18 protein-coding genes are annotated in these 17,788 nt (G+C 58.7%); 1 reads left to right on the top strand and 17 read right to left on the bottom strand.

Annotated elements, in window-relative coordinates; translation table 11 throughout:
- Positions 1 to 43: 43 nt before the first annotated feature.
- The 14 genes from HV157_RS18700 to HV157_RS18635 all read right to left on the bottom strand — a co-directional run bounded on the left by HV157_RS18700 (position 44) and on the right by HV157_RS18635 (position 12,738).
- Positions 44 to 1,684 carry a thiamine pyrophosphate-binding protein gene (locus HV157_RS18700; protein ID WP_182268821.1) on the bottom strand — a complete coding sequence of 547 codons (1,641 nt, stop codon included), beginning with the start codon at positions 1,682 to 1,684 and terminating at the stop codon, positions 44 to 46.
- Positions 1,685 to 1,697: 13 nt separating this feature from the next.
- Complete coding sequence (locus HV157_RS18695) at positions 1,698 to 3,167, bottom strand: aldehyde dehydrogenase (protein WP_121339810.1); 1,470 nt, start codon at positions 3,165 to 3,167, stop codon at positions 1,698 to 1,700.
- Between the two features lie 9 nt (positions 3,168 to 3,176).
- Positions 3,177 to 3,947 carry an aspartate dehydrogenase gene (locus HV157_RS18690; RefSeq protein WP_182268820.1) on the bottom strand — a complete coding sequence of 257 codons (771 nt, stop codon included), beginning with the start codon at positions 3,945 to 3,947 and terminating at the stop codon, positions 3,177 to 3,179.
- A 9-nt stretch (positions 3,948 to 3,956) separates the two neighbouring features.
- The gene (locus HV157_RS18685) at positions 3,957 to 4,751 is read right to left on the bottom strand and encodes an SDR family oxidoreductase (protein ID WP_182268819.1); all 795 of its coding nucleotides are present in this window, start codon (positions 4,749 to 4,751) and stop codon (positions 3,957 to 3,959) included.
- On the bottom strand, positions 4,735 to 5,505 hold the full coding sequence (locus HV157_RS18680; RefSeq protein WP_025203266.1) for an alpha/beta hydrolase: 771 nt from the start codon (positions 5,503 to 5,505) through the stop codon (positions 4,735 to 4,737). The genes HV157_RS18685 and HV157_RS18680 overlap by 17 nt, the downstream gene beginning before the upstream one ends.
- Before the next feature lie 9 nt (positions 5,506 to 5,514).
- Positions 5,515 to 6,045 (bottom strand): cupin domain-containing protein, encoded by a 531-nt coding sequence (locus tag HV157_RS18675; RefSeq protein ID WP_014171547.1) that lies wholly within the window; start codon positions 6,043 to 6,045, stop codon positions 5,515 to 5,517.
- Between the two features lie 10 nt (positions 6,046 to 6,055).
- Complete coding sequence (locus HV157_RS18670; protein ID WP_025203265.1) at positions 6,056 to 7,312, bottom strand: MFS transporter; 1,257 nt, start codon at positions 7,310 to 7,312, stop codon at positions 6,056 to 6,058.
- Between the two features lie 25 nt (positions 7,313 to 7,337).
- Complete coding sequence (locus tag HV157_RS18665; RefSeq protein WP_182268817.1) at positions 7,338 to 8,525, bottom strand: FAD-dependent oxidoreductase; 1,188 nt, start codon at positions 8,523 to 8,525, stop codon at positions 7,338 to 7,340.
- A complete protein-coding gene (locus HV157_RS18660) occupies positions 8,522 to 9,448 on the bottom strand; it encodes a VOC family protein (protein ID WP_040018853.1) in 927 nt (308 codons plus the stop codon). The genes HV157_RS18665 and HV157_RS18660 overlap by 4 nt, the downstream gene beginning before the upstream one ends.
- A gap of 78 nt (positions 9,449 to 9,526) precedes the next feature.
- Positions 9,527 to 10,315, bottom strand: coding sequence for an IclR family transcriptional regulator (locus tag HV157_RS18655; protein ID WP_020883705.1), 789 nt, complete (start codon positions 10,313 to 10,315; stop codon positions 9,527 to 9,529).
- Between the two features lie 12 nt (positions 10,316 to 10,327).
- The gene (locus HV157_RS18650; protein ID WP_182268816.1) at positions 10,328 to 11,077 is read right to left on the bottom strand and encodes an SDR family oxidoreductase; all 750 of its coding nucleotides are present in this window, start codon (positions 11,075 to 11,077) and stop codon (positions 10,328 to 10,330) included.
- The gene (locus tag HV157_RS18645) at positions 11,077 to 12,099 is read right to left on the bottom strand and encodes an aromatic ring-hydroxylating dioxygenase subunit alpha (RefSeq protein WP_020883703.1); all 1,023 of its coding nucleotides are present in this window, start codon (positions 12,097 to 12,099) and stop codon (positions 11,077 to 11,079) included. Before HV157_RS18645 ends, HV157_RS18650 begins: the two co-directional genes overlap by 1 nt.
- A 10-nt stretch (positions 12,100 to 12,109) precedes the next feature.
- Positions 12,110 to 12,418 (bottom strand): recombinase-like helix-turn-helix domain-containing protein, encoded by a 309-nt coding sequence (locus tag HV157_RS18640; protein ID WP_182268815.1) that lies wholly within the window; start codon positions 12,416 to 12,418, stop codon positions 12,110 to 12,112.
- On the bottom strand, positions 12,415 to 12,738 hold the full coding sequence (locus HV157_RS18635; RefSeq protein ID WP_013098654.1) for a non-heme iron oxygenase ferredoxin subunit: 324 nt from the start codon (positions 12,736 to 12,738) through the stop codon (positions 12,415 to 12,417). The genes HV157_RS18640 and HV157_RS18635 overlap by 4 nt, the downstream gene beginning before the upstream one ends.
- 417 nt (positions 12,739 to 13,155) lie before the next feature.
- Here HV157_RS18635 and HV157_RS18630 point away from each other — a divergent pair, with 417 nt between their 5' ends.
- A complete protein-coding gene (locus tag HV157_RS18630; RefSeq protein ID WP_025203263.1) occupies positions 13,156 to 14,367 on the top strand; it encodes an MFS transporter in 1,212 nt (403 codons plus the stop codon).
- A 3-nt stretch (positions 14,368 to 14,370) separates the two neighbouring features.
- Here the strand turns inward: HV157_RS18630 and speB are convergent, their stop codons facing one another.
- The 3 genes from speB to yqgB all read right to left on the bottom strand — a co-directional run bounded on the left by speB (position 14,371) and on the right by yqgB (position 17,617).
- Complete coding sequence (speB, locus tag HV157_RS18625; RefSeq protein ID WP_014071686.1) at positions 14,371 to 15,291, bottom strand: agmatinase; 921 nt, start codon at positions 15,289 to 15,291, stop codon at positions 14,371 to 14,373.
- Positions 15,292 to 15,500: 209 nt separating this feature from the next.
- Positions 15,501 to 17,477 (bottom strand): biosynthetic arginine decarboxylase, encoded by a 1,977-nt coding sequence (speA, locus tag HV157_RS18620; RefSeq protein ID WP_020883700.1) that lies wholly within the window; start codon positions 17,475 to 17,477, stop codon positions 15,501 to 15,503.
- A gap of 8 nt (positions 17,478 to 17,485) precedes the next feature.
- The gene (yqgB, locus tag HV157_RS18615; RefSeq protein ID WP_071605459.1) at positions 17,486 to 17,617 is read right to left on the bottom strand and encodes an acid stress response protein YqgB; all 132 of its coding nucleotides are present in this window, start codon (positions 17,615 to 17,617) and stop codon (positions 17,486 to 17,488) included.
- Positions 17,618 to 17,788 lie beyond the last annotated feature (171 nt).

The following is a 17,788-nucleotide window of genomic DNA, read 5'->3' as shown; positions in this document are numbered from 1 at the left end:
CCCTTTTCCCTAAGGGAGAGGGCGCGAGTGAGGGTAAACACGTTTAGTACAACGTCTTCTGCGGCGGCCCGGCAAACTTCAGCGCGCCAATCTGTCCCATCCGCACTTCCACTACCGATGGTCCTGGCATGGCAAGCGCTTCGGTCATCACCGCCTCAAAATCCTCCGCCCGTTCGACGCTCCACGCCTGTAACCCCATCGCATGCGCCAGCTGCGTAAAGTCCGGGGTATGCAGCTCGTTATAATACTGACGCCCGCCGAAATACTTGTCCTGAATGCCGCGCATGACGCCGTAACCGCCGTCGTTCATCACCAGCAGCGTCACGTTGGCCTTCTCCTGCGCCAGCGTTGCCATCTCGCCCAGATTCAGGCTTACGCCACCATCGCCCACCAGCCCCACCACTTTGCGTTGCGGGTTGGCAATCGCCGTGCCAATCGCCATCGGTAGCCCCATGCCGATGGCGCCTGCCAGCGAGTGAATGTTCATCAGCGGTCCGTTGGCGCGGAACAAACGGCTGCCCCACAGGCTTCCGGAAACGGTGATATCACGAACCAGTAGGCCATCTTGCGGCAGCGCGTTCTCGATGGCGTCGTTGAGCTTCGCATAAGCACCGCACTGCTCACGCAGTCCCGCAACGGCTTTCGCCAGCGCCTGCTGCACCTGTGTATCCCACTGTGCATCGCCCCATTCCCGCCCCTGCGCTTTAGCCGCCAGCGCGGTTAACAGCGCCGCGCAGTCCGCCACAAGGGTTGTGTCCATCAGATAGTTGCGGCTCGCCGCCGCGGGGTCGATATCGATCTGGACGCGGGGATGCGGTAATTCAAGCGTCCACGAGCGGGTTTCGTTGCTGCGCAGGCGTGAGCCGGCGACCAGCGTAAAGTCGCACTGGGCGATCAACGCCTCAACTGACGGCGAGTTATGAAACGCCCGCAGGCTGGCGCGATGGCTGTCCGGCAGCACGCCGCGCGCGTGGGTGCTGGAGATAACCGTCACTCCCGCATCCGCCAGTTTTTTTACCGCATCAGCGCTACCGAGCGCTCCGCCACCCAGCCACAGCAGCGGCTGTCTGGCCTGTTTAAGCTGCGCCCACAGCGTGTCGACCACTGCCGTATCAACCGCGGAAACCGACGTCGGTTTCACCGGAGCGGTGATCAGCGACACGGGGATTTTCGCCCCCTGAATATCAATCGGGATCTCCACGGAGACCGGCCCGCACGGCGGAGTTTGCGCCTCCTGAATGGCCTTGTGAAGGATCGCTATCGCCTGGTTCGCGTTGCTGATGCGGTATGCCCGTTTTGAGCTGGCCTTCAGGAAGGTCAACTGGTCGCGGGTTTCGTGGATAAAACCGGTGTCGGCATCCAGCCAGGCTTTTTCCACCTGGCCCGTGATATGCAGCAGCGGCGTGCAGGCATTCATGGCTTCCACCAGCGCGCCGACGGCGTTACCCGCCCCGGCGCCGGTACTGGTCAGCGCCACGCCGAGCCCGGAAAAACGGCCGTGGGCATCGGCCATGGTGACCGACCCCGCTTCGCCACGTGCGGGTACAAAGCGAATATTCCCGCGCTGCCCTACCGCATCGGCGATGGGTAAATTGTGGATGGAGATGACGCCGTAGATGGCCTCAACCTGATACTGCTCCAGCGTTCTGGCGATGGCGTCGCCGACGGTTATCATTTCGCTCATTACTCACCCTTTCTCAGTCGCACCAGTGGTTGACGCTGTTACCCGTCGCCAGATAAATGCTCTTTTGCTGCATCCAGGCTTTCAGCCCCTGAATGCCCTTTTCGCGGCCCAGACCGCTCTCTTTAAAGCCCCCGAACGGGGTCGAAATCGCAAACACTTTGTAGGTGTTTATCCACACCGTGCCCGCTTCAAGCTGCTCGCTCAGCCGCAGGGCGCGCCCGGTATCCCGCGTCCAGATCCCGGCGGCAAGGCCATAAACGGAGTCATTCGCCTCACGGATCAACGCGGCTTCATCGCTAAAGGGCATCGCCACCAGCACCGGGCCGAAGATCTCCTCCTGACAGGCGCGCGCGCTGTTGGTCAGGCCTTCAATGATGGTGGGCTGGAAGTAACTGCCGTTTGCCAGCAGTGGATCGGCAGGACTCTCCCCGCCACACAGCACGCGGCCCCCTTCACGCTTTGCCAGTTCAACGTAAGCCTGCACGCTCTTGCGGTGCGCGTCGTTAATCAGCGGTCCCACATGGGTGCCGTCGGTAAAGGGATGCCCGACCCGCAGGCCGCGCGTTAATTCCAGCAGCCTCGCCATCAGCGGGGCGTAAAGGCGCTCATGGATAAAGAGCCGCGAACCGGCAATACAGGCCTGACCTGCAGAGCTGAAAATGCCGTAGCAGATCCCGCGCGCAGCCAGCTCAACGTCGGCATCTTCCAGCACGATGGTCGGGGATTTACCGCCCAGTTCCAGCGAGGCCGGGATCAATTTTTCCGCCGCCACGTGCGCCAGATGACGGCCCGTGGTGGTGCCACCGGTAAAGGAGATTTTTCGCACTTTCGGGTGACGCGCCAGCGCATCGCCAATCACCGAGCCTTTGCCCGGCAGCACGCTCAGCAGCCCGGCGGGTAAGCCTGCCTGCTCAAAAATACGCGCCAGCTCCAGCGCCATCAGCGGGGTGGCTTCGGCTGGTTTTAGAACCACCGCGTTACCGGCAGCAATGGCCGGCGCCACTTTCTGCATTTCGCTGGCAATGGGGGAATTCCAGGGCGTGATAGCCGCCACCACACCGAGCGGTTCATATCGGCTGAGGGTAAGCACATCAGGCTGGCGTGGGGTCGGCAGTTCACCTTCCAGCAGCTCGCAGGCGGCGGCAAAATAACGCGCCGTGCCTGCCGCGCTCATCACCAACCCTCGCGCTTCCGCCAGCGGTTTACCGTTGTCGCGACTCTGCATGCGGGCCAGTTCATCGACGCGGGACTCAATCAGATCCGCCACCTTATGCAGGATCTTTGCACGCGTATGCGGCAGGCTGTTACGCCAGGCAGGATCGCGCCACGCGCGCTCTCCGGCGTCGATAGCCTCCTGCAGATCGTCCAGGCTTGCCGCGTGGAGCGTGGCGTTCACCGCACCGTCTGCCGGGAAATGGCTCTGCATCAGGTTACCGCCGCCACGCCGCCAGTTGCCGCCAATGAAAATGTTAAGATCGTCCATCGTCGCTCCTCAGCGCTGCGTCAGTTCACGGCAGGCGCGAACCGCGCTGAGTGCCGCCAGGGTGGAGGTTTTGGGGTTGCGGGCAAGCGGTAGCCCGCTCAGCTCCAGATGGAACTCGCCAAACATCCCTTCGACGTGCAGCGTGTGGGTATTGCGTTGAGTGGCCGGGTCCACCATCAGTTGCACACGGGTATCATCCATCCCCACGCCGCCAAGTGCCACGGTCGCCGCCACGTTGGCGTTGGCCGGAAACAGTCGTGCCGCTTCACGTGCGCTGCCTTCAAAGAAGATCTGCGCCTCGGACACGGCGTTAAGATCGATAAGCTGTTCGGCATAGCTGCCGCGCCAGCTGGCCGGGCTTTTACGCGACTGGTAGGTCACCTTCTCAAGCCCGCCCTCTTTTGCTGCCGCCAGGCCATCAATGCCCGCCACCGCACCGGAGAGCAGCGTCAGCTTTCCGCCTGCGTTGAGCAGACGCTGTTCCAGCGCGCTGTCTGCCAGCGCGCCGGTGGAGATCACCGCCAGATGCCATCCACGGCGTAAAATCGCTTCCCCGTACTGCGCTACCGCCTGCTGGCTGGCACATTCCAGCACCAGATCGGGAGTATCCGTACATAATGCGGGCGAGGTCAGTGCCACCACCGCATCGCCAAACTGCTGGCGGATAGCAGCATGATGCGTCTCGCGCGCCACGATCCAGCCGATGGCAACCTGCTCGGGCAGACGCTCAATGACCGCCTGCGCCATGGCACCGTAGCCGATTAACATGATTTTTTTCATGATGTGTCCTTACAGATGACGGCAGAAGCCGCCGGAAACGTCCAGCGCCGCACCGGTGGTAAACGAAGCCAGCGGCGACGCGAGGAACAGCAGAGCCTGCGCAGGCTCCTGCGGCTTACCGAGACGCGCCATCGGAATGCCGCGTTTGCGGGCAATATCCGCCGTCCACTGCGGCCAGCTCTGACTTTTATCCGCCCGGTTCTCAAAGCGACGCCGCCACTGACCGGATTCCACCATGCCAAGCAAAATGGAATTCACGCGGATACCCTTACTCACCAGCTCTTTCGAGAGCGTGAGCGTCATATTGAGCAGCGCGGCACGTGCTGCGGAGGTGGCAATCATGTGTTCCTCTGGCTGCAGCGCCAGCAGCGAGTTCACGCAGGTAATGGAGGCAATATCCGATTGCTCCAGCTGCGGCTGAAAAGCCTGCACGGGGTTAATCACCCCAAACAGTTTCAGTTCGGCTTCATGAAGCCAGGCCTCGCGCGGGGTGTCATTGAAGTGCGCCACATACCCCTGTCCGGCGTTATTAATCAGCAAGTCTGTCCCGCCAAAGCGGGACTTAACGGCCTGGGCAAAGGTCTGAACCTGGTCTGCGTCCAGCACGTCGCAGCGGTGAGAGAAAATCTCGCCATCAGGGAATTCGTTTTGCAGCGACGCATGCGCGATGGCAAGCCGGTCCGGGTCGCGGCCACAGAACGCCACTTTTGCCCCCTCGCCCAGCAGCAAGCGCAGCGTTTCAAAACCAATGCCAGAAGAACCGCCGGTGACTACCGCTACGCGCCCGTCAATTTGTGCATTCATCGCGCACCTCTTCGTTGATACGTAAAAGCTGTTGATTAAAAAACGCGTCGTTATCGAGATAGCTGGCGTGCCCGGCCAGGGGAATCGCGGTAAACGGCATGCCGTAACGTAGCGCCAGCCCCTGAACCAGCTCAGGCTGGGTAATGGCGTCCTGCTCGCCGCACCAGACTTCAAAGTCACCGGCGTAACGCTTCAGCCAGCCGTGAATATCGTCATGTGCCAGCATCCATGCGGCAGCGAGGTAGCCTTCCGGGCGCAATTTGCGCATGCCCGCCGCAACGGTGGCAATATCGTCCTCACGCGCGCCCGGACGTAATAATTTAGCGGCCCGGGTTTGCGCCAGGATCTCGCCCCCAAGCGCCATCTGCTGCTCCCGGTTACGCCAGACCTGCTCGCGCTGCGCCGGCTCGGCCTGGCCGTAACCCTGCGCGGCATCGGCCAGCACCAGATGCAGCACGCGTTCGGGATACTTCGCCGCAAAGGCGCTTGCCACCAGGGCCCCAAGCGAATGCCCGACCAGAACGACCTGCCAGACGCCCGCGCGATCCAGCATGGCCGCCAGCGCGTCGGCGTAATCCCCCGCGTTGGCGCGCTCAACTGCCAGCATCGGGCTTTCGCCATAACCGGGCATGTCCCACGCCAGCACGCGAAAACCGTTCAGCGCCATCTGTTTATGCCAGGAGGCAGCGCCGGAGCTGATGCCGTGGAGCAGCATCAGCGGGATGCCGCTTCCCTGTTCACGAAAGCCCGTCATCGCGCCCCCTTAGTTCCGCTTCACTTTCGACAGCGGGTGATCGGCCGGATAGGTCGGGATTTCCGGCTTGTTGGTGCCGAGCATCACGCACATCAGCGCCTCTTCTTCACCATGATTGAACAGACCGCGATAGATGCCCGGCGGAACGGAGATCAGATCGCGTTCGCGCAGCACGGTTTCAGTGTAGTGATCGCCGTCCTGGATCATCAGCGTGATCTGCCCTTTAAGCATGAAGAACACCTCTTCCACGTCGTCATGCAGATGCAATGGTCCCTCGCACTTCGACGGCAGCACCATGGTAGAGAAGGTAAAGTGCTCAGCCGGCACGGTATTGGTATCGCTTGCCACGCCCGTCGCCCCGGTACCGATGTAGCGCATCTGCGCACGGCGATATTTAGGATCGAAATCGGCCTGGAACTTCAGCGCGTTCCAGTCATATTTACGCCCTTCAAAGCGCGCAATGCGCGACTCGACCCACTCTTCCATGGTCAGATGGTCAGGTTTAATGCCTGGTTTTGCAGTTACGGTTGAATCAGTCATGACACTCTCCTCAGTAACGTCTCAGCAGCGGCAGTAACAGGACGCAGCCCACCGCCGCCATCACCGCCAGAAAAATCAGCCCGGAATCCATGCTGTGGGTGAAGGCGATCAACGCGCCCATCACCGCCGGCGACAGCGCGCCTGCAAAGTTTCCCAGCCCGTTGAAAATACCGCCCGCCGTCGCGCTCACCCGGGGATGGGTAGCCTTCGCCAGCAGTGCGAAAATGTTCGGCGCACCGGTGCCCCACATAAAGGTGCTAAAGCTCATCGCCGCGATAACGGCCAGCGGGGTATCAAGATGCATGACCGCCGTCAGGCCTAACCCCGCGCCAGCCATCGAGATAAAGCAGGCCACCGCGCGTTTATCGACCCGGTCAGAAAGCCATGCGCCAATCACCTCGCCCGCCAGCATGGCAATAAACGGCATCGACGACAGCCAGCCGGCGTGTTCAAGATGAATGCCTTTCCCTTTAATCAGATAGCCCGGCAGCCAGCCGTTGATCCCCCACAGGTAGGTGAGAAACGCGATGTTAAAGATGCAGATAATCCAGAAGTGCGGGCTGACAAACAGCTCGCGCCGCGCGGCACGTCGTTCATCCTGTGATTCGCGATCCGCAGCCGGTTTGGCACCCAGACGGATCCCGCGCAGACCGATGCGCACGAACACCAGCACCGGCACGGTGAGCATCGCCATCACAAAGAAGGTACTCTGCCAGCCGAAGGCATTCAGCAGCCAGATAGAAAGAGGGAAGCCAATCGCCGCGCCTACCGGGGTACCCAGCAGCCACAACATGGTCGCTCGCGCCTGCAGATGCTGCGGGAAGTTATGCCGCACAATGGCAAACGCCAGTGGAAACAGCGGCCCTTCTGCCACGCCCAGCAAAATGCGCAGGACGATCATGACCGTGTAGTTATGGGTAAACCCCATAGCCACCATCAGCACGCACCACACCACCATCATGCCGGTGAGCAGGCGAAGCGGCGCAATCTTGTCCCCCAGTCCGCTTAAAAAGACCGATGAGAAGCCGTAGCTCAGCAGAAAGGCGCTCATCAGAATGCCGAGGCGCGTGGTGTCAAAATCAATGCCCATCGCCTGCTGGAAATGGCTGTCGGAAAAGAGCGCCGCAATGCTGATTTTGTCGAAAAATGCCAGCAGCACGCAGGCCAGCAATGACAGCGGGATGGCCCAGCGCACCGCTTTTTCGGGCGTGCGGGTGCCCTCACCGCTTGCCTCAACCGGCGCGGTGTTAGTCTCAAATGTGGTCATGTCTCCCCCTACGGGTGCGGGTTAGCTATCGCAATGACATCAGTGAAAAAGTCGGGTCAGCCAGCGGCACATCGGACAGATCCCTTCCGGCAGCCATCCAGCGCTTCGCCAGCTTGACGGTACGCGCATCGTTGAACGCCACCAGCTGGGTCAGCCGTCCGTTTTCATCCAGTGAGAAAAACAGCGCATTATCCCGGGCAATGGTTGTGCAGCCGGCCTGCGGAATACCGAGGATCTGAATGTTGTGCTGGTATTGATCCGACCACAGCCACGGCGCGTCGTCATAGCCGGGGGCATCGGGATTGAGCATCGCCTTTGCCGTGGCAACCGCCTGATTCTGGGCAAAGGCCCACGACTGAATGCACAGCCCATAGTGATGGTGCTGGGCCACATCACCGGCAGCAAAAATAAACGGATCCGACGTTCGCCCCTGAGCGTCCACCACGATCCCGCGCTCAGTCTGCAGACCCGCATCGCGCGCCAGCTCCAGATTGAGATCAACACCGATCCCGACGACCACGGCATCAAAGGTTTCACGCTTGCCGTCACAGTGAATGACCGGCAGACCATTGTTATCTTCAAGCTCCAGCGTTCCGCAGCCGGTGCGGATATCCACGCCCTGTTCGCGGTGAAGTGTTTCCAGCTGCTGCGATACCTCGGCACTCACCGAACGCATGCACAGCGCGGGCTGCTGCTCAAACAGCGTCACGTCGACGCCACATTTACGCGCGGAGGCCGCAATCTCCAGGCCAATCCAGCCTCCGCCGATAATCGCCAGGTTTTGACTCTCTGCCAGGCGCGCCTTCAGCCGCTGTGCGTCCTGCCAGTGGCGCAGGGTATAGACCTGCGGGTGGGCAGCCCATGCATCGCCCGGCAGACGCGCCCGACCACCGGTAGCGATTAAAAGAATGTTGTAACTAAGGTATTCACCGTTGCTTAAGCGCACCGTTTTCGCGTGACGATCGAGAGATTCCGCGCGCACCGGCCGGCACCATGTCAGGTCCAATGCCTGTTGCGCCGCTTCAGGAAAGAGACGCGGTAGCGGCGCGTCCGGCTCCAGTAACGCAGCCTTGGACAGCGGCGGGCGTTCGTAGAAATCCCACGCCTCTTCCGCCACGACGCAAATCTCGCCGTCGAAGCCTTCGTCACGCAGGGTTTTCGCCGCCCAGCCACCTGCCTGACCGCCGCCAATAATGACAATGCGCGAGGTCATACCGCCTCCGGCTTTTTCTGCTGACGGCGAGTGTCGTGGTCAATCCCACCCTCAACCGCCCACTCGGTGAACGACACCAGCGAATGTTCCAGCTCGCGCGGCTGCCAGTTTTCGGTGAGGTAATCATCGTTGGTGTAGTATTCAAACGCCCCGCCGGTTGGGCTGTTGACGTACCAGAAATAGGCCGAGGAGACCGGATGACGCCCCGGGCCAATAAAGGTGCTCCAGGCGTTTTTGTTCATCGCTATCCCACCGCCGATCACCTCGTGAATGTCGCGTACGGTAAAGGCCACGTGGTTCAGACCCCGCTTACGGTTAGGCAGCTGAAGAAGGAACAGGTTGTGATGCCCGCCGCGCACGCCACAGCGCAGGAACACCGCACGGTTGATGTAGCGGTCAGACACCTGGAACCCAAGCACCTCACGGTAGAACGTCTCCACCGCCGCCAGTTCCTCCACGAAGAACACCACGTGGCCCACGTTAATAGGCTGGGCGCGATCGTAGACCGGGCTTGGCGTGTCGATACGGCGGGCATCGCCCCACTGGTTAATCGGCTCGACGTTCAGCTCCACCGGCACCTGATGGCTGACCTGTACGCGCAGGGTCATGCCGTTCGGATCGCGGCACTCCAGCGCGTCGCCCACCTCACGAAAACCGGGCTGCTTCTCAAGCTTCGGGCGCAGCGCCTCCAGATCGTCCCGGGTGGCGACTGCCCAGGTCATCCGGCGCAACGTATTTCCTGCTTCAAACGCTGGCGGCAGGTCAGGGCTGTCGACAGGATTAAGCTCCACGCGCGCGCCGCTCAGGGTAGTAAAACGCTGGCCGCTGGCATCGCCCGTCAGGCCAAAATCACGCATAAATTTGGCGCAGTGCGTCAGGTTCTCGACGCCAAATTCCAGCTTTTCAATTCCGGTTATACACATCGTTCGTTGCCTCGTCTGGCCCAGATTGGGCGTAAAACATGCCCGACGCAATGAAGCGCCTGGCGTTAACCTGCTGATTTAACTGGCCTGCGACAAATACCCTAAGAAGCCAGAAATTTTATCCGCCGCCATGCGGACATCGTTTTGCAGGCGCTCGCGATCGGTCTGCGGGATCTCCTCCGAAGGCACCAGAATGCTCACCACGGCCGCCACCCTTCCGCTGCGGTCATACACCGGATAAACGATGGAGGAGATGCCATGACGGAAGAAGGATTCGCCGATCACATAGCCGCGTGCTTTGTCCTGCTGCACCATCTGCCACAACGCTTCACGGTCGTGGATCTGGCCCGGCGTGTTGCCCGGCAGACGTTCGTGCGGGAACAGCTGTTCGAAATCGGCTCGCGAAATATCGGTCAGCAGCATGCGACCCAGCGACGTGCAGTGCACCGGCAAACGGGTACCAATGCTCACCTGATTGATGCGAGAACCGGCGGCGCTGACGCGGGCGATATAGATGATGTCGCGCCCGTCGCGGATCGCCAGATGACTGCTGCACTGGCTGACGTCACGCAGCTGCTCGATGACCGGCTGACCGACCTGCGCCACATCCAGTGAGGCGATGTATTCAAAGCCCAGACGCAGGACGTTCATGCCAAGCGAGAAGGTATTGGTTCGCGTGTTGCGCTCCAGAAAACCCATGTATTCCAGCGTTTGTACCACGCGGTAGGCGGTGGCTTTCGGCATATCGACCAGCCTGTGCAGCTCGGCAAAGGTCAGTTCACGGTGCTGCTCGCCAAAGGCCAGCAACAGCTGTAAGCCTCGCTCCAGCCCCGGCACCAGGTACTTCACTTCGTGATCGCTTGCCATATTTGCTTTACCTCAGTTAAAGACAAAACCGCCGTTGACCGGAATCAGCTGGCCGGTGATAAACCGCGACAGATCGCTTAACAGCCAGACCACGCTGCCGGTGACGTCTTCCGGCTGCTGCGCCCCGGTGAGCGCCCGGCCGTTTTCGTAAAGCTGATGCCGCTCTGCAGGGACATATTCCGTCGCTTCGACGCGGGTTAAGCCCGGGGCGATGGCGTTAATACGAATGCGTTTTTCACCCAGCTCACGTGACATTGAACGGGTCATGGCAATCACGGCGCCCTTGCTGGCCACGTAGGCCATCAGACGCGGCGCGCCCCACAGCGCGGTATCGGAAGCCACATTGACAATGGCTGCCCCTTCGCGCAGCAGCGGTACCGCATCCCGGGTAACCAGCCAGGTGCCTTTGACGTTAACGCTCATCACCCGGTCCCACAGATCCGGATCGTAATCAAGCATGTCCTTGCCGCCGACCCCGGTCGCCATCGCCGCGTTATTGACCAGACCGTCGATCGGTCCCTGTTCGCCAATGGCGCTGAACACCCGCGAAATGGAGAGCGGATCGGCCAGATCGATAACGTGTGATTCAATCGCATAGCCCTTCTCACTTAAGCCATGCGCGCTTTCAGCCAGCTCGCCCTGAAGGATGTCGCACATCACCACCGCCGCGCCCTGCTCTGCGCAGGCTTTCGCGAAATGAAAGCCCAACCCACGCGCGGCACCGGTCACCACGATGCGTTTCCCGTTCAGCAGCCCATTCATCAGGCAGCTCCCTGCTGAGCTTCACGCGCCGCCAACTGCTCTTTCGCCGCTTTTTGCATCATGCGGCGCAGGCGCGAGAGGCCCACATCATGCTGGTAAAGGTATTCGTGTTCCCGTGCATCTGGGGCCATGCTCTCCAGCACCACGCGGTCCTGCTCAAGGACTTCCCAGTGCAGTTTTTCCAGACGGTTACGGTACATGAAACGCCACATATCGCGCTGCCAGCCCTGCACGCGGCGGATACGCCAGAAGAAGACGCGGCAGTTATCGTTATCTTCCGGCACCACCATGCCAACAATGAAGAAGTGACCGCCCGGCCCGAAACGCTTCTTATAAGGAATGGACAAACGCATCCAGTAGGTGCCGCTGTTGCCCAGCTCAACCCAGTCGAAGTTGACGCCGCTCTGGCCTTTTTTCTCGAAGATAAACCCGGTTTTCGTTGGCTGCAGAACCATATCCGCTTTGCGATCCCCTTCCGCCATGGAGTGCGACGAAGAGTGCAGATAGGTGCCGTGCATCGGGTCCATCACGTTTTCCAGTGCGTACTGGTAATTGCATTTCCACGCGGCGGTGCAGAGAAAATTGCTGTAGGCGTCGGTGTCAGCCAATTCGTCCGGGAAGCTCAGTTCGTCGGGTTGCTGATCGGCGGTAACGCCAAACCAGAGGAAGATGGCCCCGTGCACTTCCTGCACGTTGTAGCTGCGCACACACTGCTGGCCGACCAGCGGACATTTGTCCACCGCAGGCACATCCTTCACTTCGCCGTTACCCGCCACTTCCACGCCGTGATACCAGCAGGCGATACGATCGCCCAGATTCCAGCCCATCGACAGACGCGCGCCACGGTGCGGACAGCGATCTTCCAGCGCCTGCACCTGGCCATCTTTGTTGCGCCAGACCACAATCTGTTCGCCCAGACGAGTGATCCCCACGGGCGCAGACTGAACTTCCCAGCTGGCCAGCACCGGGTACCAGAGGCCGCGCAGACCTTTATCAAGATAGTTTTGTACGGTAGTCGTCATCGCATTGCCCTCAGTAGCCGTTAACCTGTAAGAAAGCCTGGAAGCTGGCATCGCTCCATGGCTCGCCCTGCTGATCGTGCATACGTACCGCGTTCAGCCCGCTGACCAGTTCCGGCACGGTTTCAGCGCCCTGTTCGAAAAGGTCTTCCAGCGTGGAGATAAGCGTGATTTCCCAGTTTTCCGGTACGCGGCTGCGGGTCTGCCAGATCAGGTTCTGGTAATCACCGGGCTTATGGATGGCGCCGTTACCGCCCTCAGCCGGAGGGGTAAACTGACGGCTTTCCGGCAGCGCCGGGTTGAAGTTCAGACTTTCGCTCATGCCACTGTCTCCTCGACGAAGGTAATCTGGATCTGGTTTTCAAATACCCGAACCGGGTAACGATTGAGGTTACGTCCGCCGGGGCCGTGCAGGCACTGGCCGGTTTTGACATCGAAAACCGCCTCATGCAGCGGACATTCCACTTTACCGTCCTCGACGAAACCCTGACTCAGCAGCGCGTAAGCGTGCGGGCATACGTCTTCCAGCGCGTAATATTCGCCATCAATCAAATAAACGCCGATCTCTTTGCCCTCGACGTTACCGCTAAAAGGGAAATCTTCCTGTACTTGTTCTGCGTCACATACGCCTATCCAGCTCATCACGATCCTCCAGGCTTTTGTTTCATATATGAAACTCTGTTTCTTATTTAATACGGTCAATATAAAAGCGATGAATGTTTCGTCAAGCGCGAATGTGACGAATTTGTTAATCGGACGAGATTTAATTAGCTAAGTGTGCAAGCGATCACGAAAAAATGCAGCGATATGAAATTTTCATTATTCAGGCGTGAATGAATACATTTTTTTGATGATCTTTTATTTTTTAAAATAGAGATTGACTTCTTTTCTTTTTATTCCTTAAAAATTATATGCGCACATACCTCTGGCGTTTCACCTGTGAAACTTTAATTTAATTTATCTTATTAAAACAATGAGTTTCACAGGTGAATCATTTTAGTTACGTGACAATAACGTTCATAAAAAATATAAACAGACAGCACGATTAAGGCGGGTTAAATGACGGCAAGATGGCAAGGCACGGTGGCACTTCTGGTGCTCATTATTATTTCCTACGTTGACCGCGTAAATATCTCGGTGATGATTTTAAACCCTGAATTTGCCGAACATTTTCAGCTAAATGAAAACAGAATGTTACAAGGAATGCTCATGACCTGCTTTTTGCTGGGTTATGGTTTTTCCGCTTTATTATTGACCCCAGTTATCGAAAGCAAATTACATTACCGACAGGGATTGTTAACCAGCATTGCGATATGGGCCGTGGTCTGCGCCATCTCGCCACTGCTGGGGTCGCTGATGGGCATGCTCATCGCCCGACTGATTTTGGGCATTGCCGAAGGCCCACTCTTTTCACTGAAAACACGCTTTATCAGCGATAACTTTAGCGCCGGGGAAATTGGTAAGCCCAACGCCGTTACCGCGCTGGGCGTTTCACTGGGGCTGGCGGTAGGCTTTCCGCTGATCACCTGGCTGATGGCACACCTTGGCTGGGCGGGCTCATTTTATGCCCTCGCGGCGATCAATCTGGCGCTGGGTGGGGGGTTAATCTGGCGTTTCCTGCCGGCCCCTCAACATTCGGAAAAGCGCCGAACGTCCGGGTTTGTACAGACCTTTACGCTTGCCTGGCAGACGCCGCTTCTGGGCTGGATCCTGCTGGTTGAAATCGCCACGCTGAGTTATCTCTGGGGCAGCAGCGCCTGGCTTCCGGCCTGGCTGCGCGATGAACACCACTTCTCCCTGCACGCGACCGGCTTTCTCGCGGCTATCCCCTTCCTGCTGAGTCTTGGCTCAAAGTTTCTGGGCGGTGTGCTGCTCGACAAAATGCGCCCGGACCAGGCACCGCTGCTGTTTGTGGTGGGCGGGATCTTAACGGCGAGTTCCGTCGTCATGCTGATGCTGAGCCACCAGCCCGGCTGGCTGGCGCTGTTTATGCTCTCTGCCAATATTTTCTGGGGACTTCAGGGGGCGGCCATTCCGGCGGTTATCCAGCATCATGCGGCGCGGGAAGCCGTTGGCAGTGCCTACGGGATCATCAACGGGATTGGGAATATTTGCGCGGCGTTTATTCCGCTGCTGATGGGGATGGTGATGAAATCGGTGGGTTCAGTCAGCTCCGGTTTTTCGGTGCTGGTCGTCTCGCAGGTTATCACCCTGCTGGCAGGAGGCATGTTGCTGCTGCGCATGCGTCGCGCAGCAGCAATCCGGGCGTAAGGCTTATTCGCCTTTTTTCGCGGCCTGGATGTAGAGCATTTCCAGCGCGAGGGTGGCCGCTGCCAGAGCAGTGATCTCTGACTGGTCGTAAGCCGGAGCCACTTCCACCACGTCCATACCCACGATGTTCAGATCCTTCAGGCCGCGCACCAGTTTGATGGCGCGGTCAGAGGTCAGGCCGCCGATCACCGGCGTGCCGGTGCCCGGGGCAAACGCCGGATCCAGACAGTCGATATCGAAGGTCAGGTAAACCGGCATATCGCCGACAATCTGTTTTACCTGAGCGATGATGTCATCCACGCCGCGATCGTTCACCTGGCCGGCATCCAGCACGGTGAAGCCGTTGTCTTTATCAAACTCGGTACGGATACCGATCTGCACAGAGTGGTTTGGATCGATCAGACCTTCGTTTGGCGCGGTGAAGAACATGGTGCCATGGTCGAATTCACAGCCGTTCGCGTAGGTGTCGGTATGGGCATCAAAATGCACCAGCGCCATCTTACCGAAGTGCTTCGCGTGAGCACGCAGCAGCGGCAGCGTGACGAAGTGGTCACCCCCGAAGGAGAGCATGCGTTTACCGGCAGCCAGCAGTTTTTCGGCATGGGCCTGCAGTTTTTCACTCATCTCGCGCGCGTCGCCAAAGGCGTACACCAGGTCACCGCAGTCAACCACGTTCAGGCGCTCGCGCATGTCGAAGTTCCACGGGAAGCGGTTGTGCTCCCAGGCCAGGTTAGTGGAGACCTGACGAATAGCTGCCGGACCATGACGGCCACCAGCACGGCCTGACGTGGCCATATCAAACGGCACGCCGGTGATCACCCAGTCAGCGTCACTGTCGTACGGCTGGAAGTTCATCGGGAGACGTAAAAAACCAAACGCGTTAGATACCAGAGAGTTATCGTACTGATGGCCTAAAGTGCTCATGTCCTGACCTCTTTAAAGTCGATACATTAAAAACAGATGAAAAAAAATCCCCTCCGCGTCGTTAAACCCGACGAGGAAGGGATTGATTTGTAAATCGCTTATTGGGGCGAATTATCGCCGCTAATTCATACGGGTTCAAGTGAGTATAGGCGAGGGTACTGCCCCTTGCCCTCACGCCGCCCCTCTCCAACAGAGAGAGGCAGGTTTACTTACTCGTCTTCCAGATAGGTGTATCCGTAAAGACCCGCTTCAAACTCTTCCAGGAACTGCTGCTGCAGCGCATCGTCCAGACCGGTATTTTTCACCTGGTCACGGAACTGGGTCAGCAGCTTTTTCGGATCCAGCTGAACGTATTCGAGCATATCCGCCACGGTGTCCCCCTCGTCGGACAGCTCAACTTCCACGCTGCCGTCAGGGAAGACAAACACGTCAACCGCTTCGGTATCACCGAACAGGTTATGCATGTTGCCGAGGATCTCCTGATAGGCACCAACCATGAAGAAGCCCAGCATCGGCGGGTTCTCCGGATCGTACTCTGGCATAGGCATCGTGGTCGCGATACCGTCGCCGTCGACGTAATGATCGATAGCGCCGTCGGAGTCGCAGGTGATGTCCAGCAGCACCGCACGACGTTCCGGGGCGTGGTTCAGCCCTTCCAGCGGCAGAACCGGGAACAGCTGATCGATACCCCAGGCATCCGGCATCGACTGGAACAGCGAGAAGTTGACGTACATTTTGTCCGCCATGCGCTCCTGCAGTTCGTCAATAATCGGACGGTGAGCACGGTTGCTCGGGTCCAGCTGCTGCTGTACGTCGTGGCACATGTTCAGATAAAGCTGCTCTGCCCATGCGCGTTCCTGCAGGCTGAACGTGCCCGATGAATACCCCACATGAATATCATGCAGATCCATCTGGCTGTCGTGCAGCCACTCGCGCAGCGAACGGCGGGTACCCGGCTCGTGCATCTCCTGCCAGGTCTCCCACATGCTTTGCAGTGCACGAGGCGCGTCCTCAGCCGGTGGGGTTACCTCGGAAATTTCACTGCGTTCAACGCCGATAATGTTCGATACCAGCACGGTGTGGTGTGCGGTAACCGCGCGACCAGACTCGGTGATCACAGTTGGGTGCGGCAGGCCGTGCTCTTCACAGGCATCGCCAATCGCCCAGATGATGTTATTGGCATATTCGTTCAGGCCGTAGTTCACGGAACAGTCGGACTGCGAGCGGGTACCTTCATAATCCACGCCCAGACCACCGCCCACGTCGAAGCACTGAATGTTTACGCCAAGCTTGTGCAGCTCAACGTAAAAACGTGCTGATTCGCGTACGCCGGTGGCGATGTCGCGAATGTTGGCCATCTGCGAGCCGAGGTGGAAGTGCAACAGCTGAATGCTGTCCAGACGACCACGCTCACGCAGAATCTCAACTAGCTGCAGAACCTGGGTCGCCGCGAGACCAAATTTGGATTTTTCGCCGCCTGAGGACTGCCATTTACCGGAACCCTGCGACGCCAGACGCGCACGCACGCCCAGACGCGGGATAACGTTCAGACGCTCCGCCTCTTCCAGCACGATAGCGATCTCTGTCATCTTCTCGATAACCAGATAGACTTTGTGGCCCATCTTTTCGCCAATCAGCGCCAGACGAATGTATTCACGGTCTTTATAACCGTTGCAGACGATCACCGAACGGGTCATGCCAGCATGTGCCAGCACGGCCATCAGCTCCGCTTTGGAACCCGCTTCCAGGCCCAGCGGTTCACCGGAGTGGATCAGGGATTCAATCACGCGGCGGTGCTGGTTCACCTTGATAGGGTAAACCAGGAAGTAATCGCCTTTATAGCCGTAAGATTCACGCGCGCGTTTAAACGCGGCGTTAATGGAACGCAGACGATGTTGCAGGATCTGCGGGAAGCAGAACAGTGCAGGCAAACGCTGGCCCTGCGCCTCGCGTGCTTTCACCAGTTTGGCGAGATCCACGCGCGCTTCAGGAACGTCAGGATCCGGGCAAACGCTGATATGGCCCAGTTCGTTGACGTCGTAGTAGTTATTGCCCCACCAGGCAATATTGTAAGTGCGCAGCATCTTGCTGGCTTCCTGGGAGCTCATCGCAACCTCCTGCATGGAACGTAGTACACCCTGTTCGCCCGCTGACGAAGGCGAAAGCGAAGACATGTCGTCAGACATAGCGAACCTCAACTCTTTGTATTAAGTGTAAAACAGTTGACTACTATCGCAGCGTTATACGGCGATAACAACCCATAAACGGATCCATTTCCCAGCAGACTATGCTGAAAACCAGACCGTGCGACCGGTTTCATATTCATATCATTGTAAACACGTGTCCGAACTTAATTATGACAACGTTCGGCGAAACCACGAGAAAACTCTTGTCTTAACAAGAGCGCCCTTGTTCAGTTTTCACAAAGCGTGACCGGCCCTGGAATCCTGAGAAGCCCCGAGATGGGTATAACATCGGCAGGTTTGCAGATTAGAAA

Source organism: Enterobacter sp. RHBSTW-00318 (assembly GCF_014101375.1).
GTDB lineage: Bacteria > Pseudomonadota > Gammaproteobacteria > Enterobacterales > Enterobacteriaceae > Enterobacter > Enterobacter ludwigii.
This window is presented reverse-complemented; position numbering and strand designations above follow the sequence as displayed.

Coding starts and splice junctions, on each gene's coding strand:
- HV157_RS18700 (WP_182268821.1), bottom strand. CDS start 1,684: ATGAGCGAAATGATAACCGTCGGCGACGCCATCGCCAGAACGCTGGAG.
- HV157_RS18695 (WP_121339810.1), bottom strand. CDS start 3,167: ATGGACGATCTTAACATTTTCATTGGCGGCAACTGGCGGCGTGGCGGC.
- HV157_RS18690 (WP_182268820.1), bottom strand. CDS start 3,947: ATGAAAAAAATCATGTTAATCGGCTACGGTGCCATGGCGCAGGCGGTC.
- HV157_RS18685 (WP_182268819.1), bottom strand. CDS start 4,751: ATGAATGCACAAATTGACGGGCGCGTAGCGGTAGTCACCGGCGGTTCT.
- HV157_RS18680 (WP_025203266.1), bottom strand. CDS start 5,505: ATGACGGGCTTTCGTGAACAGGGAAGCGGCATCCCGCTGATGCTGCTC.
- HV157_RS18675 (WP_014171547.1), bottom strand. CDS start 6,045: ATGACTGATTCAACCGTAACTGCAAAACCAGGCATTAAACCTGACCAT.
- HV157_RS18670 (WP_025203265.1), bottom strand. CDS start 7,312: ATGACCACATTTGAGACTAACACCGCGCCGGTTGAGGCAAGCGGTGAG.
- HV157_RS18665 (WP_182268817.1), bottom strand. CDS start 8,525: ATGACCTCGCGCATTGTCATTATTGGCGGCGGTCAGGCAGGTGGCTGG.
- HV157_RS18660 (WP_040018853.1), bottom strand. CDS start 9,448: ATGTGTATAACCGGAATTGAAAAGCTGGAATTTGGCGTCGAGAACCTG.
- HV157_RS18655 (WP_020883705.1), bottom strand. CDS start 10,315: ATGGCAAGCGATCACGAAGTGAAGTACCTGGTGCCGGGGCTGGAGCGA.
- HV157_RS18650 (WP_182268816.1), bottom strand. CDS start 11,077: ATGAATGGGCTGCTGAACGGGAAACGCATCGTGGTGACCGGTGCCGCG.
- HV157_RS18645 (WP_020883703.1), bottom strand. CDS start 12,099: ATGACGACTACCGTACAAAACTATCTTGATAAAGGTCTGCGCGGCCTC.
- HV157_RS18640 (WP_182268815.1), bottom strand. CDS start 12,418: ATGAGCGAAAGTCTGAACTTCAACCCGGCGCTGCCGGAAAGCCGTCAG.
- HV157_RS18635 (WP_013098654.1), bottom strand. CDS start 12,738: ATGAGCTGGATAGGCGTATGTGACGCAGAACAAGTACAGGAAGATTTC.
- HV157_RS18630 (WP_025203263.1), top strand. CDS start 13,156: ATGACGGCAAGATGGCAAGGCACGGTGGCACTTCTGGTGCTCATTATT.
- speB (WP_014071686.1), bottom strand. CDS start 15,291: ATGAGCACTTTAGGCCATCAGTACGATAACTCTCTGGTATCTAACGCG.
- speA (WP_020883700.1), bottom strand. CDS start 17,477: ATGTCTGACGACATGTCTTCGCTTTCGCCTTCGTCAGCGGGCGAACAG.
- yqgB (WP_071605459.1), bottom strand. CDS start 17,617: ATGAATATGAAACCGGTCGCACGGTCTGGTTTTCAGCATAGTCTGCTG.